Source organism: Streptomyces tamarix, from assembly GCF_032423885.1.
Taxonomy (GTDB): Bacteria; Actinomycetota; Actinomycetes; order Streptomycetales; family Streptomycetaceae; genus Streptomyces; species Streptomyces tamarix.
In genome coordinates this window covers 233,027-255,129 of sequence record NZ_JAWCTQ010000004.1, presented here as the reverse complement: position 1 = coordinate 255,129, position 22,103 = coordinate 233,027, and the positions used below count along the sequence as shown (strand labels likewise).

General features: G+C 74.0%; 17 protein-coding genes. 13 read left to right on the top strand and 4 right to left on the bottom strand.

Annotation, left to right across the window (positions count from 1 at the left end; genetic code table 11):
• Nucleotides 1–397: 397 nt before the first annotated feature.
• The 4 genes from RND61_RS05600 to RND61_RS05585 all read right to left on the bottom strand — a co-directional run bounded on the left by RND61_RS05600 (nt 398) and on the right by RND61_RS05585 (nt 5,912).
• Entirely contained in the window at nt 398–2,755 is a 2,358-nt protein-coding gene (locus RND61_RS05600; RefSeq protein ID WP_315876599.1) for a DUF3488 and transglutaminase-like domain-containing protein, read from the bottom strand.
• Complete coding sequence (locus RND61_RS05595; RefSeq protein ID WP_315876597.1) at nt 2,752–4,092, bottom strand: DUF58 domain-containing protein; 1,341 nt, start codon at nt 4,090–4,092, stop codon at nt 2,752–2,754. Before RND61_RS05595 ends, RND61_RS05600 begins: the two co-directional genes overlap by 4 nt.
• A complete protein-coding gene (locus tag RND61_RS05590; RefSeq protein ID WP_315876596.1) occupies nt 4,092–5,117 on the bottom strand; it encodes an AAA family ATPase in 1,026 nt (341 codons plus the stop codon). Before RND61_RS05590 ends, RND61_RS05595 begins: the two co-directional genes overlap by 1 nt.
• A gap of 261 nt (nt 5,118–5,378) precedes the next feature.
• Nucleotides 5,379–5,912 (bottom strand): beta-class carbonic anhydrase, encoded by a 534-nt coding sequence (locus RND61_RS05585; protein ID WP_315876594.1) that lies wholly within the window; start codon nt 5,910–5,912, stop codon nt 5,379–5,381.
• Between the two features lie 475 nt (nt 5,913–6,387).
• Between RND61_RS05585 and rsmH the strand changes: the two genes are divergently transcribed.
• From rsmH to RND61_RS05520, 13 genes are all read left to right on the top strand, one after another.
• Nucleotides 6,388–7,314, top strand: a complete 927-nt coding sequence (gene rsmH, locus RND61_RS05580) for a 16S rRNA (cytosine(1402)-N(4))-methyltransferase RsmH (RefSeq protein ID WP_391652913.1) — start codon at nt 6,388–6,390, stop codon at nt 7,312–7,314.
• Nucleotides 7,311–7,853, top strand: a complete 543-nt coding sequence (locus RND61_RS05575) for an FtsB family cell division protein (protein ID WP_315876590.1) — start codon at nt 7,311–7,313, stop codon at nt 7,851–7,853. Before rsmH ends, RND61_RS05575 begins: the two co-directional genes overlap by 4 nt.
• Before the next feature lie 3 nt (nt 7,854–7,856).
• Nucleotides 7,857–9,881: a peptidoglycan D,D-transpeptidase FtsI family protein gene (locus tag RND61_RS05570; RefSeq protein ID WP_315876589.1), complete on the top strand. Its 2,025-nt coding sequence runs from the start codon at nt 7,857–7,859 to the stop codon at nt 9,879–9,881.
• 17 nt (nt 9,882–9,898) lie between these two features.
• Nucleotides 9,899–11,584 carry a UDP-N-acetylmuramoyl-L-alanyl-D-glutamate--2,6-diaminopimelate ligase gene (locus RND61_RS05565; RefSeq protein WP_315876587.1) on the top strand — a complete coding sequence of 562 codons (1,686 nt, stop codon included), beginning with the start codon at nt 9,899–9,901 and terminating at the stop codon, nt 11,582–11,584.
• A 4-nt stretch (nt 11,585–11,588) separates the two neighbouring features.
• Complete coding sequence (locus RND61_RS05560) at nt 11,589–13,019, top strand: UDP-N-acetylmuramoyl-tripeptide--D-alanyl-D-alanine ligase (RefSeq protein WP_315876585.1); 1,431 nt, start codon at nt 11,589–11,591, stop codon at nt 13,017–13,019.
• The gene (gene mraY / locus RND61_RS05555) at nt 13,016–14,086 is read left to right on the top strand and encodes a phospho-N-acetylmuramoyl-pentapeptide-transferase (protein ID WP_315876583.1); all 1,071 of its coding nucleotides are present in this window, start codon (nt 13,016–13,018) and stop codon (nt 14,084–14,086) included. The genes RND61_RS05560 and mraY overlap by 4 nt, the downstream gene beginning before the upstream one ends.
• A complete protein-coding gene (gene murD / locus RND61_RS05550; RefSeq protein WP_315876582.1) occupies nt 14,068–15,516 on the top strand; it encodes a UDP-N-acetylmuramoyl-L-alanine--D-glutamate ligase in 1,449 nt (482 codons plus the stop codon). The genes mraY and murD overlap by 19 nt, the downstream gene beginning before the upstream one ends.
• Before the next feature lie 50 nt (nt 15,517–15,566).
• Nucleotides 15,567–17,099, top strand: a complete 1,533-nt coding sequence (gene ftsW / locus RND61_RS05545; protein WP_315876580.1) for a putative lipid II flippase FtsW — start codon at nt 15,567–15,569, stop codon at nt 17,097–17,099.
• Nucleotides 17,100–17,105: 6 nt separating this feature from the next.
• Nucleotides 17,106–18,194 carry an undecaprenyldiphospho-muramoylpentapeptide beta-N-acetylglucosaminyltransferase gene (gene murG, locus RND61_RS05540; protein WP_315876578.1) on the top strand — a complete coding sequence of 363 codons (1,089 nt, stop codon included), beginning with the start codon at nt 17,106–17,108 and terminating at the stop codon, nt 18,192–18,194.
• A 38-nt stretch (nt 18,195–18,232) separates the two neighbouring features.
• On the top strand, nt 18,233–19,045 hold the full coding sequence (locus RND61_RS05535; RefSeq protein WP_315876575.1) for a cell division protein FtsQ/DivIB: 813 nt from the start codon (nt 18,233–18,235) through the stop codon (nt 19,043–19,045).
• A 279-nt stretch (nt 19,046–19,324) separates the two neighbouring features.
• The gene (gene ftsZ / locus RND61_RS05530) at nt 19,325–20,548 is read left to right on the top strand and encodes a cell division protein FtsZ (protein WP_315876573.1); all 1,224 of its coding nucleotides are present in this window, start codon (nt 19,325–19,327) and stop codon (nt 20,546–20,548) included.
• A gap of 21 nt (nt 20,549–20,569) precedes the next feature.
• Nucleotides 20,570–21,304, top strand: a complete 735-nt coding sequence (gene pgeF / locus RND61_RS05525) for a peptidoglycan editing factor PgeF (RefSeq protein ID WP_315876571.1) — start codon at nt 20,570–20,572, stop codon at nt 21,302–21,304.
• 3 nt (nt 21,305–21,307) lie between these two features.
• Complete coding sequence (locus tag RND61_RS05520) at nt 21,308–22,027, top strand: YggS family pyridoxal phosphate-dependent enzyme (protein WP_315876570.1); 720 nt, start codon at nt 21,308–21,310, stop codon at nt 22,025–22,027.
• Nucleotides 22,028–22,103 lie beyond the last annotated feature (76 nt).

The window sequence follows — 22,103 nt, the reverse complement described above, 5'->3', positions numbered from 1 at the left end:
CGCACGCCGCCCCGGGGCGGACCCCCGTCACGCCGCCCGGGGACGGACACCCGCCACGGCACCCGGGGACGAACCCCCGGCACGCTGCCCGGGGACGGGCGCCTGCTACGGCGCCTGGGGGACGGGCGCCCCGCCACGGCACCCGGGGACGGACGCCCTCGCCCCGCCACGCCGCCCGGGAACGGACCCCCGTCACAGCGCCCGGGAACAGATCCCCGCCACGCCGCCCGGGCGGACCGCGGTCCCGGGCGGCGCATCCCCGGAACCGCCCTGGCCGCCGGGCTCGGCCTCGGGGTGCCGGGCGTCACCGGGGCGGCGCACCCCCCGGAACCGCCCTGGCCCTGCCGCCGGGACGCGGCGTCCACGAGGACCCCGTGGACGCCGGCCCGGAACCGCCCTAGCCCTGCTGCCGGGACGGCCGTCGCAGCAGCGCGCCCCAACGGGCCGCCACCGCCGCCCGGCGCCGCGACAGCGCCCACGCCACCCGCGCCGCCGACCGCGGCGCGAGCAGCGCCCGCAGGCGCACCCCGCGCCCGCCGGCCGCCACGATCCCGGCACGCACCCGCGCGGCGTCCCGCGCCAGACCGTCCACGGGCCGCGGCGCCGGCGCGTAGAGGGCCTCCTCCACGGCGCCCGCGATCCGGTGCACCGCCTCCGCCGCGGCACCCTCCAGCGGGCCCGTGCGCACCAACCGTTCCGCCGTCCGGCGCGGGGTCAGCGACTCGTCCGGCGGGATGCCGTGGTCCCAGGCCGTGTCCACGACCTCCTCCCACACCGCCAGCGGTCGCCCGCCGCGCAGCCGTCGCGCCCGCGCCCGCCGCCGCCACAGCATCGGCGTCAACGGCAGCACGACGACCGCCGCGACCCCGGCCGCGGCCAGCAGCACCGGCCCGAGCGCCACGCCCGCGTCCGCCGGCGGTTCGGCGCCCTGGGGCGCCGGCCCCGCGCAGCCCTCCGGCCCGGCCATCTGCGGGGCACAGCTGTCCTGCGGAGACGGCTCCGCCGAGGGGACCGCCGACGGGCGCGCCGTGGGCTCCGCCGCCCCCGGCTCCTCACCGGCCGGCGTCTCGGGAAACGCGTAGTCCGGGATCGAGCCCCGCGACGGCGTCGGCTCGAAGCGGGTCCAGCCCACGCCCTCGAAGTACAGCTCCGGCCACGCGTGCGCGTCCTTGATGCTCACCGACACGGTGCCCCCGCCCGCGGGCGTGCCCGGCATGAAGCCGACGGCGACCCGGGCCGGCACGTTCAGCGTGCGGGCCATCGCCGCCATCGCGAAGGAGAAGTGGACGCAGAAGCCCTCCTTGTCCTTCAGGAACCGGGAGATCGCCGTGACCCCCGTCCCCGACGAGACCGTCGTGTCGTACGTGAAGCCGCCCTTCGAAGCGAACCAGTCCTGCAGCCGGACCGCCCGCTCATAGTCGTTCTCCGCGCCCGCCGTCACCTGGAGCGCCGTGGCCTTCACGTCGCGCGGCAGCGAGTCCGGTACGCGCGTGTACTCCCGCAGCAGCGCGCCCGGCGCCGCCGGCGCCGCGGCCAACTGCTCCGGCGTCGGCCGCACCACCAGGCTGTTCACCGAGTACTGGGCGCCGCTCGTCGTCTGCCCGTCGTCACCGACGACCATCCGCCCGACCGGCTCGTACCGCCAGCGCCCCTCGATCTCCACGTCGGTCGCCGGGTACGGCATCGGCAGCCACTTCTGCTCGTACGAGCCGGCCGCCGAGACGTTCGTGCTGATCTCCGTCGTGCCGGTCCGCTCGCTCAGCCCGGTCGGCCGGGGCAGCCGCTCCGGCACGTCCTCCACGCCGCGCACGGACGTCCGCCACGACGTGCCGTCGAACTGGTCCAGCGACACCAGCCGCAGGTACAGCCCGGAGCCGTCCGGCGCGTTCGTCCGGTACCGCAGGACCTCCCGGTCCTCCTGCTGGTTGAGGTTCTCCTTGAGCGACACGAGCGGGTTCACCGCGGAGATCGTGCCGCCGCCCTCGCCCTCGCCGGTACCGCCGGAGCCCAGCAGACCGCCGTCCAGCGACGGCAACACGCCCGGGACGACCAGCGCGATGCCCAGCGCCAGCGCACCGATCCGCCGCCCCGTGCGCAGCGGGGCGGGCGCCGACCCGTCCGGGGACCCGAACGCGGCCGAGCCGCCCGGCCGGGCCCTGGGCCCGCCGAACACCCGGCCCCACTGGGCGAGCCGGTCACGGCCCTCCGCCAGCAGCAGCACCAGGTACCCGGCCGCCGCGACCAGGAACCACAGCCAGTCCGCCCCGCCGCCCGAGAGCCCGGCCGCGACCGAGTACAGCGCCAGCAGCGGGAGCCCCGCCGGGGCCGCGCTGCGGAACGTCACCGCGAGGGCGTCCACCGCCAGGCCGATCAGCAGCACCCCGCCGACCAGCATCAGCCGGATCCCGTCCGTCGCCGGAGCGGGCGGCGCGTACTGCCCCACGTCCTGAACGCCCGCCTCCAGCAGCGCGCCGAACCGGCGGAACACCCCGGGGGACGGCAGCCCCCCGGCCACCGCCTGCTCCCGCGCGAAGACCACCGTCAGCAGCACGAGGCCCACCGCGACCTGGGAGGCCACCGTCAGCGGACGCGCCACCGGCACCCGCCGCGCGACCGCGCCCACCCCGGTCACCACCGCCAGCAGCAGCGCCGCCTGGACGATCCAGCCGACCTCGCCCACCAGCGGCAGCAGCGAGCACGCCGCCGCGACCGTGGCGATCAGGGCACACACCGCCAGGCGCCCGCCACCGCTCATGACCAACCCCCCGAGAACCCCGTCGCACCACCGCCGGCGACCGCGCCCGCGCCCCGCGCGGCGTGCCGCCACAGCGCGGCGAGCGAGTCGCCCGGCCGCACCGGCACAGCCGACCAGCCCGCCTCCTGGAGGCGCCGCACCGCGTCCGGCGTCCCGCCGCCCGCGCCCTCGCCGCCGTCCCGGACGAACGCGACCGCGGCGCCGCTGCGCCGCCGCATCCGGCCCGCCAACTCCGCCTGCTCCTCGTCCAGCTCGCCGAAGAACGCGATCAGCAGCCCCTCGCCCCCGGCGCGCAGCACGTCGTGGGCGGGGGCCAGGCCGGTCTCCTCCGAGTGGTCGACGACCGCGAGGGCGTCCATCATCAGGCCCGCCGTGTCCGCCGCCCCGTGGCCCGGCGCGACGTACCCGTCCGAGCCGTCACCGGACAGCGTGTCCCCGGTGTCCGTCAGGAGCCGCACCGCGTAGCCGCGCTCCAGCAGGTGCGTCACCGCCGACGCCGCGCCCGACACCGCCCACTCGAACGACGAGTCGGGCCCGCCGCCCTCGTACGCCTCCGCGCGCGTGTCCAGCAGGACGGTGCAGCGGGCCTGCTGCGGCTGCTCCTCGCGCCGCACCATCAGCTCGCCGTACCGCGCCGTGGACCGCCAGTGCACCCGGCGCAGATCGTCGCCGTACCGGTACTCGCGGGGGATGATGTCGTCCTCGCCGACCTGGGCCAGCGCGCGGTGCCGCCCGTCGCCGTAGCCCGGGGCCTCGCCGGCGAGCCGGACGGCCGGCAGCGGCTCCGTCCGCGGAACGACCGTCAACAGGTCGTACGCGCTGAACGAACGCGTCAGTTCGCACATCCCGAACGGGTCGCTCAGCCGTAGCTGGAGCGGGCCCAGCGGGTACCGCCCGCGCAGGTCCGACCGGACCCGGTACGACACCTCCCGCTTGCCGCCCGGCTCCACCCGGTCGAGCACGAACCGGGGCCGCGGCCCCAGCACGTACGGCACGTGGTCCTGGAGCATCAGCAGCCCCGTCGGCAGCCGCGACACGTTGTCCATCCGCAGCCGCACCCGCGCCTCCGCGCCCGCGGCGACCCGCTGCGGGGAGAGCCGCCGGCTGCCCGTGACCCGGTACCGCGTGCGGTACAGCACCGTCACGCACACCAGCGGCAGCGCCGCCAGCAGCAGCCCCACGCGCAGCAGGTCCGGCTGGCCCAGCACGTACGCGCACACCGCCGCCGCCACCCCGGCCGCCAGGAACGACCGGCCGCGCGTGGTCAGCCCGCCGAGGGCGCCCCGCAGCCCGCCCCGGACCGCGCCGTCCGGACCGGCGGGGCCAGCGGACGCCATCACAGCCGCCGCAGGCCGGGCCGCTGGGCGAGGAACGCCTCCCCGGCGGGCTGCTGCCGGGACGCCGCCGGCAGGGGCGTGCGCTGCAGGATGTCCATGACGACCTGCTCGGCGGTCCGCCGGTTCAGTTGCGCCTGCGCGGTCGGCAGCAGCCGGTGCGCCAGCACGGGCACGGCCAGCGCCTGCACGTCGTCGGGGAGGGCGTACTCGCGGCCGCTCAGCGCGGCGGCGGCCTTCGCGGCGCGCAGCAGGTGCAGCGTCGCGCGCGGGGACGCGCCCAGCCGCAGGTCCGGATGGGTGCGGGTCGCCCCGACCAGGTCCACCGCGTACCGCCGGACCGGGTCGGCCACGTGGACGCCCCGCACCGCGTCTATCAGCTTCACGACGTCGTGGGCGTGCGCCACCGGCTGGAGGCCGTCCAGCGGGGACACCCCGCCGTGCGTGTCCAGCATCCGCAGCTCGGCCTCGGCGCTCGGGTAGCCGATCGAGACGCGCGCCATGAAGCGGTCCCGCTGGGCCTCCGGCAGCGGATACGTTCCTTCCATCTCCACCGGGTTCTGCGTGGCCACCACCATGAACGGGCTCGGCAGCTCGTACGACTGCCCGTCGACGGTGACCTGGCCTTCCTCCAGCGACTCCAGCAGCGCGGACTGCGTCTTCGGCGAGGCGCGGTTGATCTCGTCGCCGATCACGATCTGCGAGAAGATCGCGCCCGGCTTGAACTCGAACTCGCGCCGCTGCTGGTCGTACACCGACACGCCCGTGATGTCGGACGGCAGCAGGTCGGGGGTGAACTGGATCCGCCGCACCGAGCAGTCGATGGACCGCGCCAGCGCCTTCGCCAGCATCGTCTTGCCGACCCCGGGGACGTCCTCGATGAGGAGGTGCCCCTCGGCCAGCAGCACGGTCAGCGAGAGCCGTACGACCTCGGGCTTGCCCTCGATCACACCCTCCACCGACCGGCGGATCAGCTCCGCTGTGGTGGTCAGATCAGTGAGGCTCGCTCGGTCGTCATAGGTCGTCACCCGGCCCTCCTCGGCCCTTTCGGTCATGGGCCCGCGCGATGAAGGACGGCGCGGCCCACACGGAAACACGGACACCGCCCGCGGAGCGTCTCCTGCGGTCCGGAAGGGGTGCCACTCCGCATTCTTGTTGCCGTGCGGCGTGGTGTCACTCGGCTGTGGACAACTGCGGGCGATATGTCGGGGCTTCGACGGGTCGGTCCCGCCGACGACCGCCCTCGGCGGTCCCCGACGGGTCCTCCGACAGGTCGTTCACCGGGCCGGTCAGGCCGGGTCGATCTCCCGCAGCAGGCCGGTCGTCACGTCGAAGACGAAGCCCCGCACGTCGTCGGTGTGCTGGAGGAAGGGCGAGGTGCGCACCCGCTGCATCGACTGCCGTACGTCCTGGTCGACGTCCCGGAAGCACTCCACCGCCCAGGTCGGACGCTGCCCGACCTCCTGCTCCAGCTCGTCGCGGAAGCCCTCGGTGATCTTCTCCAGGCCGCAGCCCGTGTGGTGCACGAGCACGACGCTGCGGGTGCCCAGCGCCCGCTGGCTGATGGTGAGCGAGCGGATCACGTCGTCCGTGACCACGCCGCCCGCGTTGCGGATCGTGTGGCAGTCGCCGAGGTGGAGGCCGAGCGCGGCGTGCAGGTCGAGGCGGGCGTCCATGCAGGCGACGACGGCCACCTTGAGCACGGGCCGCGCGTCCATGCCGGGGTCGGTGAACTGCTCGGCGTAGCGGCGGTTCGCTTCGACGAGGCGGTCGGTGACCGGCTCGCCCTGAACATCGGTGGAGAGGTGCGCGGAAGTCGACATGACTACGACGTTAGTGGCCGCGGCCCCCCGGGGCTCCCCGCGAGAGCGGACAAAGAACATCAATGAGACGTGTTGTGAGGTAGCCCACAAGAGTGATGGGCGGCGAGGGCGGACAGGGGATATGCCCCGGTTGCTCCACCTCGCGCACCCCCCGGGCGACGCGCTGGCCGGTTGATTGACCGAACGGAGGTGTGCACTAGAGTGGCGCGAAGTTCACGGAGACATTGAGCGAATTCCGAGCGATTTCCGCGGTTTCTCCTCCGCGTGTGCGGCGGCACGTACGGCTCGGCCCCTCCGCTCGCCGGTCGGCCGACGCCCTCTCCGGCGCCGGTGGCCCGGCGGTACGTACGCCGCGCCGGACCTGAGAGGGCAGATGAAAGGGCGCGATGGGGGTGCCGCCGGTACGGATCCGGTGGAGCTCCCCGACAAGGACGGCGGCGAACGGCCGGACGGGAACACCCGGCACGTCCCCGTGATGCTCCAGCGGTGCCTGGACCTGCTCGCCCCCGCGCTGGAGCGGCCCGGAGCGGTCGTCGTCGACTGCACCCTGGGCCTCGGCGGCCACAGCGAGGCCCTGCTCGCCCGCTTCCCCGGGGCGCGGCTCGTCGCCCTCGACCGCGACACCGAGGCGCTGCGCCTCTCCGGTGAGCGCCTCGCCCGGTTCGGCGACCGCGCCGCGCTCGTCCACGCGGTCTACGACGAGCTGCCCGCCGTGCTCGACCGGCTCGGCGTCCCGCGCGTCCAGGGCGTCCTGTTCGACCTCGGCGTCTCCTCCATGCAGCTCGACGAGGCCGACCGCGGCTTCGCCTACGCCCAGGACGCCCCGCTCGACATGCGCATGGACCAGACGGCCGGCGTCAGCGCCGCCGAGGTCCTCAACACCTACCCGCCCGGCGAACTGGTCCGCATCCTGCGCGCGTACGGCGAGGAGAAGCAGGCCAAGCGGATCGTCGCCGCCATCGTGCGGGAGCGCGAGAAGGAGCCGTTCACCCGCAGCGCCCGTCTGGTCGAGCTGATCCGCGACGCCCTGCCGCAGGCCGCCAAGCGCACCGGCGGCAACCCGGCCAAGCGGACCTTCCAGGCCCTGCGCATCGAGGTCAACGGCGAGCTGGCCGTACTGGAGCGGGCCGTTCCGGCCGCCGTGAAGGCCCTCGCCGTCGGCGGGCGCATCGCCGTCCTGTCGTACCACTCGCTGGAGGACCGCCTCGTCAAACAGGTGTTCGCCGCCGGTGCCGCCACCACGGCGCCGCCCGGCCTGCCCGTCGTCCCCGAGCGGTACCAGCCGCGGCTCAAGCTCCTGACCCGGGGCGCCGAACTCCCCACCGAGGAGGAGGTCGCCGAGAACCGCAGGGCCGCGCCGGCCCGGCTGCGCGGCGCGGAACGGATCAGGGAGGACGCGTGACGAAGGCGGGACCCCTGAAGGGGCGCGCGGCGCGGCTCGCCCGGTTCGTGCCGTCCGGGCCGAACACCGCCGCCCGCACCCCCTTCGTCCTGCTCGTCGTCGTCCTCCTCGGCGGCGGGCTCATCGGGCTCCTGCTCCTCAACACCTCCCTCAGCCAGGGCTCCTTCAAGCTGACCGAGCTGAAGAGGAAGACCACCGAACTCACCGACGAGGAGCAGGCCCTCCAGCGGGACGTCGACGCCCGCTCCGCCCCCGACGCCCTGGAGCGCCGGGCCCGCGAGCTGGGCATGGTGCCCGGCGGCAGCCCCGTCTTCCTGGAACCGGACGGCACGGTCCGCGGCCTCCCCGGCGAGGCCGTCGCCCCCGCGCCGGACGGCAGCGCCCTCCCCGCCGCCCCCGCACCCGATGGCGGCGCCCGCCCCGGCGCCGGCCCGTCCCCGGCCGGCGCCCCGCTCCGGCAGCTCGCCCCCGCGCCGTGGGTCCCCGTCGACCCCGCCCCCACGGCCCCCCTCCCCGCCCCGACGCCCTCCGGCAGGTGAGCAGTGCCCTCCCAGGAACCTCCGCACCGCCGCGTCCCCCGGCCCTCCGACGCCCGGCGCACCCCCCGGCGCACCCCCGGGCGCGCCCCCGGCGCCGCCCGCGCGGACCGCGCCGGCCACCCGCGCCCCGCGCCCCGTCCCGCCGCGCGCCGCCCGCGCCAGGCCCCGCCCCGCCCCGCCCCCGCGCGCCCGCTCCGCCTCGGCAGCCCCCGCCCCCGCCTCCGCCTGGTCAGCCTCGGCCTGACCCTCGTCATGCTGGTGTTCGTCGTACGGCTCCTCCAGGTCCAGGCCGTCGACGCCGCCGCGTACGCCGCCAAGGCCGAGAAGAACCGCTACCTGAGCCACAAGCTGGCCGCCGAGCGCGGCGAGATCACCGACCGCTCCGGCGTCGCCCTCGCCACCAGCGTCGACGCGTACGACATCACCGCCGACCCGAAGATGTTCACCCCGCAGGAGAGCAAGGTCCCCGACGCGCCCGAGCAGGCCGCCGCCCTCCTCGCCCCGATCCTCGGCAAGGACCCCGCCGTCCTCGTCCGCACCCTCAAGACCCCGCCGTCCCCGCGCTACGCCGTCCTCGCCCGCAAGCAGACCCCGCAGGTCTGGAACCAGATCAAGGACCTCAAGGCGCTCTTCGCCGAGAAGGCCCGCGAGGACAAGGCCAAGGGCGGCCCCGGCATCAGCGTCCTCGCCGGCGTGCTCAGCGAGAAGAGCAGCAAGCGCGTCTACCCCAACGGCTCCCTCGGCGCCGGGATACTCGGCTACGTCAACGCCGAGGGCCGCGGCGCCGGCGGCATCGAGTCGATGCTCGACGCGGAGCTCGCCGGCCGGGACGGCAAGATCACGTACGCCCACTCCGGCGGACGCCGCGTCCCCACCGCCGGCGCCCGCGAGACACCCGCCGTACCCGGCTCCGACATCGAGCTGACCATCGACCGCGACATCCAGTGGGCCGCCCAGAGGGCCATCAGCGAGCAGGTCGCCGCCTCCCGCGCCGACCGCGGCTACGTCGTCGTCCAGGACACCCGGACCGGCGAGGTCCTCGCCATGGCCAACGCCCCCGGCTTCGACCCCAACGACCTGTCCCAGGCCGACTCCGCCGCCATGGGCAACGCCGCCCTCCAGGACGCCTTCGAACCGGGCTCCACCGCCAAGGTGATGTCGATGGCCGCCGTACTGGAGGAGGGCGTCGCCACGCCGTCCACCCACGTCGTCGTCCCCAACCGGCTGCACCGCGGCGACCGCCTCTTCAAGGACGACGTCGACCACCCCACCTGGTACCTGACGCTCAACGGCGTCCTCGCCAAGTCGTCCAACATCGGCACCATCCTCGCCACCGGCCAGCTCGGCCGGGACCAGGCGGAGGCCAACCGGGTCCTCCACTCCTACCTGCGCAAGTTCGGCATCGGCAGTCCCACCGGCCTCGGCTACCCCGGGGAGACCTCCGGCATCCTCGCCCACCCGCGGGACTGGAACACCTCCCAGCAGTACACGATCCCCTTCGGCCAGGGACTGTCCGTCAACGCCGTGCAGGCCGCCTCCGTCTACTCGACCATCGCCAACGGGGGCGTCCGCGTCCAGCCCACCCTCGTCCGCGGCACCCGGGGCCCGGACGGCCGCTTCGCCCCCGCCCCCGCGCCCGATCGGACGCGTGTCGTGAGCGAGAAGACCGCCAAGACCCTCGCCGCCATGCTGGAATCGGTCGTCGACGACCAGGAGGGCACCGGCACCAAGGCCGCCATCCCCGGCTACCGCGTCGCCGGCAAGACCGGCACCGCCAACCGCGTCGACCCGCAACTCGGCCGCTACAAGGGCTACACCGCGTCCTTCGCCGGGTTCGCACCCGCCGACGCCCCCCGGCTCACCGTCTACTGCGCCATCCAGAACCCCACCCAGGGCAGCTACTTCGGCGGCCAGATCTGCGGCCCCGTCCACAAGAAGGTCATGGAGTTCGCCCTGAAGACCCTGCACATCGCGCCGACCGGAGCACCGCCCCCGCGCATGCCGGTCACCTTCACACCCGGCAGCTGAGCCGAGGGGAGTCCCCAGTGACAACGATCACGCCCGACCCCGGGAACCGATCCGGCGCCGACCGCGACCCGGCGGCCTCATTTAGCCCGATCACGGGTGCGCCCGGTACGCTCACCGCCGTGCCCCACCCTGATCAGTCCCGAACCACCGACCAGGACGCCCCCGCGAAACAGCCGGGAGCGCCCCGTCCGGTCCAGGTCCGCCCCACGCCCCTCGGCGAACTGGCCGCCCGGCTGGGCGCCCCCGCTCCGCACGAGCCGCACCGGCCGTTCGAGGGGCAGGTCACCGGCATCACCCACGATTCCCGGGCCGTACGCCCCGGGGACGTGTACGCCGCGCTGCCGGGCGCCCGGCTGCACGGGGCCGACTTCGCCGCCCAGGCGGCCGGCCTCGGCGCCGTCGCGATCCTCACCGACCCGGCGGGAGCCGACCGCGCCGCCGCGGCCGGCCTGCCCGTCCTGGTGGTCGACGACCCGCGCGGCCGGATGGGCGAACTCGCCGCCGATATCTACGGCCGCCCCGGCGACGACCTCCTGCGGATCGGCATCACCGGAACGTCCGGCAAGACCACCACGGCGTACCTCGTCGAAGGCGGCCTCAGGGCCGCCGGACGCAGGTCCGGGCTGATCGGGACCGTCGAGACGCGCATCGGCGACGAGCGCGTCAAGTCCGAGCGGACCACCCCCGAGGCCACCGACCTCCAGGCCCTGTTCGCCGTCATGCGGGAGCGCGGCGTGGAGGCCGTCGCCATGGAGGTGTCCAGCCACGCCCTCGTGCTCGGCCGGGTCGACGGCTGCGTCTTCGACGTCGCCGTCTTCAACAACCTCAGCCCGGAGCACATGGAGTTCCACTCCGGCATGGAGGACTACTTCCAGGCCAAGGCGCAGCTGTTCACGCCGCGCCGCTCCCGCCAGGGGGTCGTCAACTACGACGACGCCTACGGCAGGAGGCTGGTGACCGAGGCGACCGTGCCCGTCGTCACCTTCTCCGCCGACGGTGACCCGGACGCCGACTGGCGCGCCGAGGACGTCCGCAGCGGCCCCCTCGGCAGCACCTTCACCATCGTCGGCCCCAAGGACGAGCGGATCAGCGCCGAAGCGCCGCTGCCCGGCCCGTTCAACGTCGCCAACACCCTCGCCGCCGTCGTCGCCCTCGCCGTCGCCGGGATCGACCCGCAGACGGCCGCCGACGGCGTCGCCGCCGTGTCGGGCGTCCCCGGCCGGCTGGAGCGCGTCGACGCCGGCCAGCCGTACCTCGCCGTCGTCGACTACGCCCACAAGACCGACGCCGTCGAGTCCGTGCTGCGCTCCCTGCGCAAGGTCACCGAGGGCAGGCTGCACATCGTCCTCGGCTGCGGCGGCGACCGCGACGTCACCAAGCGCGGCCCCATGGGCGCCGCCGCGGCGCGCTTCGCCGACACCGCCGTGCTGACCTCCGACAACCCGCGCTCCGAGGATCCCCTCGCGATCCTCTCCGCCATGCTCGCCGGCGCCGCCCAGGTGCCCGCCCACGAGCGGGGCACCGTCCTCGTCGACGCCGACCGGGCCTCCGCGATCGCCACCGCCGTGGCCCGCGCGCGGCCGGGCGACACCGTGCTGGTCGCGGGCAAGGGCCACGAGCAGGGCCAGGACATCGCAGGCGTGGTACGGCCCTTCGACGACCGCCAGGTTTTGCGGGAAGCCATCCAGAACAGTCAGGGATGAAGAAGTGATCGCCCTCTCCCTCACCGAGATCGCCGAAATCGTCGGCGGGCAGACGTACGACATACCGGATCCGGCGGCACGTGTCACCGGCTCCGTGGTCTACGACTCCCGCCAGGTCGAGCCCGGCAGTCTCTTCGCCGCGTTCGCCGGTGAGAACGTCGACGGGCACGACTACGCCGAAGGCGCCGTCGCGGCCGGAGCGGTGGCCGTCCTGGCCACCCGTCCCGTCGGCGTCCCCGCCGTCGTCGTGCCCGACGTGACCGCCGCCCTCGGCGCGCTCGCCCGTACCGTCGTCGAGCGGCTCGGGACCACCGTCGTCGCCCTGACGGGCTCGGCCGGCAAGACCAGCACCAAGGACCTCATCGCGCAGCTCCTCCAGCGCCAGGGGCCCACGGTCTGGCCTGCCGGCAACCTCAACAACGAGATCGGCCTCCCGGTCACCGCCCTGCGGGCCACCGAGGAGACCCGGCACCTCGTCCTGGAGATGGGCGCCCGCGGTGTCGGCCACATCCGGTACCTCACCGAGCTGACCCCGCCCCGCGTCGGCCTCGTCCTCAACGTGGGCTCCGCCCACATCGGCGAGTTCGGCGGACGCGAGCGGATCGCCCAGGCGAAGGGCGAACTCGTCGAGGCCCTCCCGCCCGCCGAGGAGGGCGGCGTGGCCGTCCTCAACGCCGACGACCCGCTCGTGAAGGCCATGGCGTCCCGCACCGCGGCGCGCGTGGTCTTCTTCGGCGAGTCCGAGGAAGCGTCCGTACGCGCCGAAAATGTCCGTCTCACAGAGAACGGACGGCCCTCTTTCCGCCTTCACACACCCACCGGGTGCAGCGACGTGACCATGCGCCTGTACGGTGAGCACCACGTGTCGAACGCGCTCGCCGCGGCCGCCGTCGCCCATGAGCTGGGCATGCCCGTGCACGAGATCGCCGCCGCGCTCTCCGAGGCGGGCTCCCTCTCCCGCTGGCGCATGGAGGTCACCGAGCGTCCGGACGGTGTGACGATCGTCAACGACGCCTACAACGCGAACCCCGAGTCCATGCGGGCCGCCCTGCGCGCGCTGGCAGCCATGGGCGAGGCCGCACGGGCCAGGGGGGGGCGCACGTGGGCGGTGCTCGGCCTCATGGCCGAGCTCGGCGACGAGGCGCTCGCCGAGCACGACGCGGTCGGACGGCTCGCCGTCCGGCTCAATGTCGGCAAGCTCGTCGCAGTCGGGGGCAGGGAAGCGTCCTGGCTGCAACTGGGCGCATATAACGAGGGTTCGTGGGGTGAGGAGTCGGTGCACGTGTCCGACGCGCAGGCGGCGATCGACCTGTTGCGCAGTGAACTGCGTCCGGGTGACGTCGTGCTGGTGAAGGCTTCCAGGTCGGTCGGGCTCGAGCGGGTCGCCCAGGCACTGCTCGAGAACACCACCGAGGGCGAGGTCGCCGGCCGATGAGGCAGATCCTCTTCGCGGGAGCCATCGGGCTCTTCCTGACACTGATCGGCACGCCGCTGCTGATCAAGCTCCTGGCCCGCAAGGGATACGGGCAGTTCATCCGGGACGACGGCCCGCGCACGCACGGCAGCAAGAAGGGCACGCCCACCATGGGCGGCATCTCCTTCATCCTGGCCACGATCATCGCGTACGCCCTGGCCAAGGTCATCACCGGCGAGGACCCGACGTACTCGGGCCTCCTGGTGCTGTTCCTCATGGCCGGCATGGGCCTGGTCGGCTTCCTCGACGACTACATCAAGATCGTCAAGCAGCGGTCGCTCGGCCTGCGGGCCAAGGCCAAGATGGCGGGCCAGCTGATCGTCGGCATCGCCTTCGCCGTGCTCGCGCTGCAGTTCTCCGACAAGCGCGGACTGGCCCCGGCCTCCACCAAGCTGTCGTTCATCACCGACTTCGGCTGGACCATCGGCCCGGTGCTGTTCGTGGTCTGGGCGCTGTTCATGATCCTGGCGATGTCGAACGGCGTGAACCTGACGGACGGCCTGGACGGCCTCGCCACCGGCGCGTCGGTGATGGTCTTCGGCGCGTACACGTTCATCGGGCTCTGGCAGTTCCAGGAGTCCTGCGCCAACGCCGAGACGCTCACCAACCCGAACGCCTGCTTCGAGGTGCGCGACCCGCTCGACCTCGCCGTCGTGGCCTCCGCGCTGATGGGCGCCTGCTTCGGCTTCCTGTGGTGGAACACCTCACCCGCGAAGATCTTCATGGGCGACACCGGATCGCTCGCCCTCGGCGGCGCCCTCGCCGGCCTCGCCATCTGCTCCCGCACGGAGCTGCTGCTGGCGATCCTCGGCGGCCTCTTCGTCCTGATCACCCTCTCCGTGATCATCCAGGTCGGCTCCTTCCGGCTGACCGGCAAGCGCGTCTTCCGCATGGCGCCCCTCCAGCACCACTTCGAACTCAAGGGGTGGTCGGAAGTCCTCGTCGTGGTCCGCTTCTGGATCATCCAGGGCATGTGCGTCATCGTGGGTCTGGGCCTCTTCTACGCGGGATGGGCAGCCGACAAGTGAGCACCGACACAGCGGACTGGCAGGGCAGGAAGGTCACCGTCGCCGGCCTGGGCGTGAGCGGCGTGCCCGCCGCCCGCGTCCTGCGCGGCCTGGGCGCGCGCGTCACCGTCGTCAACGACGGCGCCGACGAGCGCGCCCGCGCCCAGGCGGCCGAGCTGGAGGCCGAGGGGATCACCGTCCGCCTCGGGGACGGTGACACGCTCCCCGAGGGCACCGAGCTGATCGTCACCGCCCCCGGCTGGCGGCCCGACAAGCCGCTGTTCGCCGCCGCCGGGGCGGCCGGCGTCCCCGTCTGGGGCGACGTCGAGCTGGCCTGGCAGCTGCGCGGCCTCGGCGGCCGGAAGCCCGCCCCCTGGCTCGCGGTCACCGGCACCAACGGCAAGACGACGACGGTCCGCATGCTCGCCTCCATCCTGGAGGCGGCCGGGCTGCGGACCGCCGCCGTCGGCAACATCGGCGTCTCCCTCCTCGACGCCGTCCTCGGCGACGAGGAGTACGACGTCCTCGCCGTCGAGCTCTCCAGCTACCAGCTGCACTGGGCGCCGAGCGTGCGCGCCCACTCCGCGGCCGTGCTCAACCTGGCCCCGGACCACCTCGACTGGCACGGCTCCATGGAGGCGTACGCCGCCGACAAGGGCCGGATCTACGAGGGCAACACCGTCGCCTGCGTCTACAACGCCGCCGACAAGGCCACCGAGGACCTGGTCCGCGAGGCCGACGTGGAGGAGGGCTGCCGCGCGATCGGCTTCACCCTCGGCACGCCCGGCCCGTCCCAGCTCGGCCTCGTCGACGACATCCTCGTGGACCGCGCGTTCGTCCCGAACCGCCAGAAGCAGGCGCAGGAGCTGGCGCAGGTCTCCGACGTGAACCCGCCCGCCCCCCACAACATCGCCAACGCGCTCGCCGCGGCGGCCCTCGCCCGCGCCTTCGGCGTGGAGCCGGCGGCCGTCCGCGAGGGACTGCGCGCCTTCCGTCCCGACGCCCACCGCATCGCGCACGTCGCGGAGGTCGAGGGGGTCGCGTACGTCGACGACTCCAAGGCCACCAACACGCACGCCGCGGAGGCGTCGCTCGCCGCCTACGACCCGGTCGTCTGGATCGCCGGCGGCCTCGCCAAGGGCGCCACGTTCGACGAGCTCGTCGCGAAGTCGGCGGAGCGGCTGCGCGGCGTCGTCCTCATCGGCGCCGACCGCGCCCTGATCCGCGAAGCCCTCGCGCGACACGCCCCGCAGGTGCCGGTGGTCGACCTCGACCGGACAGACACTGGGGCGATGGCGGCGGCGGTCCGGGAGGCGGCGCGGCTCGCCCGGCCGGGGGACACGGTGCTCCTCGCCCCCGCCTGCGCCTCGATGGACATGTTCGTCAACTACAACAAGCGGGGTGAGGCGTTCGCGGACGCCGTCCGCGCACTCGCCGCCGGGGACGCCTGACCAGCCGACAGGTCCGGCGGCGCCGGACACGACTGGAGGGGACAGCGACCATGCCGGCCGACGACACCGCAGCCCCGGCGCCCGCACCCGTGCGGGCCCGGGCAGCCGCCGACGCCCTGGCCGTACGGCTCGCGGCCACGGGCCGGCGCCTCGCGGACCTGGTCCCGGGCGCCGTACCGCGCCCGCAGGCCGCCGCCGGGGCGTGGGCGCCCGGGCCGCCCCCCGTACCCGGATTCGCCCCGCGCACCCGTACGACGGGCCCCCGCAAGGCCGCCGTACCGCGCGGGAGGGCCGGTGCGCGGTCGCGGGGCGCACCCCGGCCGCCTCGCGGGGCGGGGGTGCGGGGCCTGTACGAGCGGGCGCGCCGCGCCTGGGACCGCCCGCTCACGGCGTACTACGTGATCCTCGGCGCCAGCATGCTGATCACGGTGCTCGGCCTCGTCATGGTCTACTCGGCGTCGATCATCAAGGCGCTGGAGCTGTCCCTGCCGGCCACGTACTTCTTCCGCAAGCAGTTCGTCGCCGCCGCCATCGGCACCGCCCTGCTCCTGCTCGCCTCCCGCATGCCGGTCAGGCTGCACCGCGCCCTGGCGTACCCGCTGCTCGTGGCCACGGTCTTCCTGATGGTCCTGGTCCAGGTCCCGGGGATAGGGCACGCGGTCAACGGCAACCAGAACTGGCTGTACCTCGGCGGCCCCTTCCAGCTCCAGCCCAGCGAGTTCGGCAAGCTGGCGCTGATCCTGTGGGGCGCGGACCTGCTCGCCAGGAAGCAGGACAAGCGGCTGCTCACGCAGTGGAAGCACCTGCTGGTGCCGCTCGTGCCCGGCGCGCTCCTGCTGCTCGGGCTGATCATGCTGGGCGGCGACATGGGGACGGCGATCATCCTCACGGCCATCCTCTTCGGCCTGCTGTGGCTGACCGGCGCGCCCACGCGGCTGTTCGCCGGCGTCCTGGGCGTCGCCGCCGTCATCGGCGTGGTGCTGGTCCGGGGCAACGACAACCGCATGGCGCGGGTCGCCTGCCTCGGGGCCACGGACCCCGGCCCGGGGGACGCCTGCTGGCAGGCAGTCCACGGCATCTATGCCCTGGCGTCCGGCGGATGGTTCGGTTCCGGGTTGGGGGCGAGTGTGGAAAAATGGGGTCAACTCCCCGAACCACACACCGACTTCATCTTCGCCATCACCGGGGAGGAACTGGGGCTGGCGGGGACGCTGTCGGTGCTCGCCCTGTTCGCGGCTCTAGGCTATGCGGGTATTCGCGTGGCCGGACGCACGGAGGACCCCTTCGTGAGGTACGCCGCGGGAGGTGTGACCACCTGGATCACGGCCCAGGCCGTGGTCAACATCGGTGCGGTGCTCGGCCTGCTGCCGATCGCCGGTGTCCCCCTCCCGCTGTTCTCCTACGGGGGATCCGCCCTGCTGCCGACCATGTTCGCCATCGGGTTGCTGATCGCCTTCGCGCGAGACGAGCCCGCCGCGAAAGCGGCCCTGGCCGGCCGCGAGCCCCGTTTCGGCGGCCGGGCCGGGGTGAGTTGGATGTCGATGCGACGGCGCGTCAAGAAGCGTCCGTCCGGAGAGCGGTGAATTTCGGTGCATGTCGTACTCGCCGGCGGGGGGACCGCCGGCCACATCGAGCCCGCGCTCGCCCTCGCGGATGCCCTGCGCAGGCAGGACCCGACCGTGGGGATCACGGCCCTCGGCACGGAGCGGGGCCTGGAGACCCGGCTCGTGCCCGAGCGGGGTTACGAGCTGGCGCTCATCCCCGCCGTACCGCTGCCGCGCAAGCCCACCCCCGAGCTGATCACCGTTCCCGGGCGGCTGCGCGGCACGATCAAGGCCGCCGAGCAGATCCTGGAGCGCACCAAGGCGGACTGCGTCGTCGGCTTCGGCGGCTACGTGGCGCTGCCCGGGTACCTGGCCGCCAAGCGGCTCGGTGTGCCCATCGTCGTCCACGAGGCCAACGCCCGGCCCGGTCTGGCCAACAAGATCGGCTCCCGGTACGCCTCCGCGGTCGCCGTCGCCACGCCCGACAGCAAGCTGAGGAACGCCCGGTACATCGGCATCCCGCTGCGCCACTCCATCGCGACCCTCGACCGCGCCCGGGTGCGCCCCGAGGCGCGCGCGGCGTTCGGCCTCGACCCCAACCTGCCCACGCTGCTGGTTTCCGGCGGTTCGCAGGGCGCCCGCCGCCTCAACGAGGTGGTCCAGCGGGCCGCCCCGGTGCTCCAGCGGTCCGGCATCCAGATCCTGCACGCGGTCGGCCCGAAGAACGAGGTGCCACACGTCGACAACATGCCCGGTATGCCGCCCTATGTCCCGGTATCGTATGTGGATCGGATGGACCTCGCGTACGCCGCGGCCGACATGATGCTCTGCCGCGCGGGCGCGATGACCGTCGCCGAACTCTCCGCCGTCGGGCTGCCCGCCGCCTACGTCCCGCTGCCCATCGGCAACGGCGAGCAGCGGCTCAACGCCCAGCCGGTGGTCAAGGCCGGCGGCGGCCTGCTGGTCGACGACGCCGAGCTGACCCCCGAGTGGGTCCAGGGCAACGTCCTGCCCGTGCTCGCCGATCCGCACCGGCTGTACGAGATGTCCCGCGCCGCCGCCGAGTTCGGCCGCCGGGACGCCGACCAGTTGCTCGTCGGCATGGTCCACGAGGCGATCGCGGCACGCCGGTAGGGGCGCGCCCCGGCTCAGGGAAGGGCAGGGCAGGGAGCATGGCCGGACCGACGGCCGCCGAGCGCGGCGCCAAGGGGGCCGCGGGCGCGCCGCCGGGCCGGTCCTCCACGGGCCCCGGTCCGGAGCCCGGCGGGGGCGCGCGCCGTTTCCGGGTGCGCCCCCGCGTCCTGCTCCCCGCCCTCGCCGCCCTCGCGTTCACCGGCGGGGCGGTCTGGCTGCTCTACGGCTCCCCGTGGCTGCGGGTCGACCACGTCTCCGTTTCCGGCACGCGCGTCCTCCCGCCGGAGCAGGTCCGTTCCGCGGCGGCCGTCCCCGGCGGCTCGCCGCTCGTCTCCGTCGACACGGAAGCCATCGAGGAGCGGCTGCGCCGCGCCCTGCCGCGGATCGACTCGGTCGAGGCCGTCCGCTCGTGGCCGAACGGGATCGGTCTCGAAGTGACCGAACGCCGACCCGTCCTCCTGGTTCAACAGGGCGGAAAACACATCGAAGTGGACGCGAAGGGCGTCCGTTACGCCACGGTCGACACCGCGCCCGCCGGGGTCCCCCTCCTCCACCTGCCCGCCGGGCGGTCGCCCAGTCTGCGCCGCTTCGGCGCGGACCGGCTGACCCACGAGGCGGTGGGCGTGGTGACCGGGCTCCCGGAGCGGATCGGCCGCGACCTCCGGTCCGTCCGCGTCCGCTCGTACGACTCCCTCACGTTGGAGCTGGCGGACGGCCGCACGGTGTTCTGGGGGAGCGGAGAGGAGCGCGAGGCGAAGGCGCGCGCGCTCCTCGCGCTGATGAAAGCGGTACCCAAAGCGGGGCACTTCGACGTGAGCGCCCCGAGCGCCCCTGCGGCGTCGCGGAGTTGACGCACATACGTGCTGGCCAGCACCCTGGTTGGTCAGCGCTATGGGTGATCACATAGGGTGAAAAGAAAAACGGGAGGTTCGGCGTGTTCGTTGAACGTGCGCCGCTTGCCGACTTAGTGTCCTGTTCGGAAGAGTGCAGGGAGCAGGCACACTAGTAACCCTAAACTTCAACGTTAGGGTTTGGGTCGGCGGTTCGGACCGTCCCTTCGGCATCCGCCGTCGCGGCGCGCCACGCAGCGCGAAGCGGCGGCACGTAACTCGAGGCGAGAGGCCTTCGACGTGGCAGCACCGCAGAACTACCTCGCAGTCATCAAGGTCATCGGTGTCGGCGGCGGTGGTGTCAATGCCATCAACCGAATGATCGAGGTCGGTCTCAAGGGCGTCGAGTTCATCGCCATCAACACGGACGCGCAAGCCCTGTTGATGAGCGACGCCGACGTCAAGCTGGACGTCGGCCGCGAACTCACCCGCGGCCTCGGGGCCGGGGCCAACCCGGCAGTCGGCCGCAAGGCGGCAGAGGACCACCGCGAGGAGATCGAGGAGGTCCTCAAGGGGGCCGACATGGTCTTCGTCACCGCCGGCGAGGGCGGCGGCACCGGAACCGGCGGCGCACCCGTCGTCGCGAACATCGCGCGCTCCCTCGGCGCGCTCACCATCGGTGTGGTCACCCGCCCCTTCACCTTCGAGGGCCGGCGCCGCGCGAACCAGGCGGAGGACGGCATCGCCGAGCTCCGCGAAGAGGTCGACACCCTCATCGTCATCCCCAACGACCGGCTGCTGTCCATCTCGGACCGCCAGGTCAGCGTGCTCGACGCGTTCAAGTCCGCCGACCAGGTGCTGCTCTCGGGCGTCCAGGGCATCACGGACCTCATCACGACCCCGGGCCTGATCAACCTCGACTTCGCCGACGTCAAGTCGGTCATGTCGGAGGCCGGTTCGGCGCTCATGGGCATCGGCTCCGCCCGCGGCGACGACCGCGCCGTGGCCGCCGCCGAGATGGCGATCTCCTCGCCGCTCCTGGAGGCGTCCATCGACGGCGCCCGGGGCGTGCTGCTCTCCATCTCCGGCGGCTCCGACCTCGGCCTGTTCGAGATCAACGAGGCCGCCCAACTGGTCAGTGAAGCCGCCCACCCCGAAGCCAACATCATCTTCGGTGCCGTCATCGACGACGCCCTGGGCGACGAGGTGCGGGTCACGGTCATCGCGGCCGGCTTCGACGGCGGCCAGCCGCCCGCCCGGCGCGACAACGTGCTCGGCGCCTCGGCGGCCAAGCGCGAGGAGCCGGCCGCGCCGGCGCCCCGCGTCTCCGATCCCGTCCGCTCCGCGAGCGGCGGCCTCGGCACGGTCCCGGTCCGCGAGGAGCCCCCGGCCCCTCCGGTCGAGCCCGCCCCGGCCCCGGTCGAGACCCCGCTCTCGACCGTCACGCCGCCGTCGATCCCGACGACGCGCCCGTACCCGGACAGCCAGGCCGAAGAGCTGGACGTCCCGGACTTCCTGAAGTGACGGCCACGAAGTGACCCTGACGTGATAGAGCGGTACGACACCGAGGACGGCGCGCACTTCGCCTTCACCGACCGGTGGGGCGGGGTGAGCGCCGTTCCGTACGAGGAGCTCAACCTCGGCGGCGCCGTGGGCGACGACCCCGCCGCCGTGCGGCGGAACCGGAAGATCGCGGCCGTCGGGCTGGGCGTCGACCCCGGGCTGGTCGTCTGGATGCACCAGGTGCACGGCCGGGCCGTCCACGTGGTCGACGGGCCCTGGCCGGCCCGGGCGGAGGTGCCGGAGGGCGACGGCGTCGTCACCGCCCGGCGGGGCCTCCCGCTCGCGGTCCTGACCGCGGACTGCGTCCCCGTCCTCCTCGCCGACCCGGTCGCGGGGGTCGCGGCCGCGGCCCACGCGGGGCGCCCCGGCATGGTCGCCGGGGTCGTCCCGGTAACGGTCGAGGCCATGGTCGGCCTCGGGGCGGAACCGTCCAGGATCGTCGCCAGGACCGGCCCCGCCGTCTGCGGACGCTGCTACGAGGTCCCGGCGGCCCTGCGGGACGAGGTCGCCGCCGTCGAGCCGGCCGCCCGGGCCGAGACCTCCTGGGGAACCCCGGCCGTCGACGTGGTCGCCGGGGTCCACGCCCAGCTGGAGCGGATGGGGGTCCGGGACAGGCGGGCCTCCGAGGTCTGCACCCGCGAGTCGGGCGACCACTTCTCGTACCGCCGCGACCGCACGACAGGGCGACTCGCGGGATATGTCTGGTTGGACGGATAGGACATGACGGACCGCAGGACCGAACTCGCCGAGAACCTCGCACGGGTGGAGGAGCGCATCGCCGCGGCCTGCGCGGCGGCCGGGCGCGCACGCGAGGACGTGACCCTGATCGTGGTCACCAAGACCTACCCCGCGAGCGACGTCCGCCTCCTCCACGAACTCGGCGTCCGCCACGTCGCGGAGAACCGGGACCAGGACGCGGCCCCCAAGGCCGCCGCGTGCGCGGATCTCGATCTGACGTGGCACTTCGTCGGTCAGCTCCAGACCAACAAGGTGCGATCGGTGGCCGGTTATGCCCAGGTTGTGCAGTCGATCGACCGGTTGAAGCTGGTTTCCGCACTGTCGGCGGCGGCCGTGCGGGCCGGGCGGGAGATGGACTGCCTGATCCAGGTCGCGCTCGACGCCGAGGCGGGCGAGCGGGGGGCGCGCGGAGGCGTCGCCCCCGGAGGCGTCGAGGAACTGGCGGCCGCGGTCGACGGCGCGCCCGGGCTCCGGCTCGGCGGGCTGATGACGGTGGCGCCGCTGGTCGGGCCGTACGCGGGGCGGCAACGCGCGGCCTTCGACCGGCTGATGGAATGCTCGTCGCGTCTGCGCGCGTCCCGCCCCGCTGCGACCATGGTCTCGGCGGGGATGAGCGCCGACCTCGAGGACGCGGTGGCGGCGGGGGCGACACATGTACGCATCGGTACGGCGGTACTCGGAGACCGACCCCGGCTCGGGTAACGTCGCGAAGCAAGTCGGACCACAGTAGAAAATATGGTCATTTCCGCCGAATGGCGGACAGGCCCAGTGGATCGCG

Excerpts from the sequence above, each read along its gene's own strand:
- RND61_RS05600 (WP_315876599.1), bottom strand. The coding sequence starts at position 2,755 with ATGAGCGGTGGCGGGCGCCTGGCGGTGTGTGCCCTGATCGCCACGGTC.
- RND61_RS05595 (WP_315876597.1), bottom strand. The coding sequence starts at position 4,092 with ATGGCGTCCGCTGGCCCCGCCGGTCCGGACGGCGCGGTCCGGGGCGGG.
- RND61_RS05585 (WP_315876594.1), bottom strand. The coding sequence starts at position 5,912 with ATGTCGACTTCCGCGCACCTCTCCACCGATGTTCAGGGCGAGCCGGTC.
- rsmH (WP_391652913.1), top strand. The coding sequence starts at position 6,388 with ATGCTCCAGCGGTGCCTGGACCTGCTCGCCCCCGCGCTGGAGCGGCCC.
- mraY (WP_315876583.1), top strand. The coding sequence starts at position 13,016 with ATGAGGCAGATCCTCTTCGCGGGAGCCATCGGGCTCTTCCTGACACTG.
- murD (WP_315876582.1), top strand. The coding sequence starts at position 14,068 with ATGGGCAGCCGACAAGTGAGCACCGACACAGCGGACTGGCAGGGCAGG.
- ftsW (WP_315876580.1), top strand. The coding sequence starts at position 15,567 with ATGCCGGCCGACGACACCGCAGCCCCGGCGCCCGCACCCGTGCGGGCC.
- RND61_RS05535 (WP_315876575.1), top strand. The coding sequence starts at position 18,233 with ATGGCCGGACCGACGGCCGCCGAGCGCGGCGCCAAGGGGGCCGCGGGC.
- RND61_RS05520 (WP_315876570.1), top strand. The coding sequence starts at position 21,308 with ATGACGGACCGCAGGACCGAACTCGCCGAGAACCTCGCACGGGTGGAG.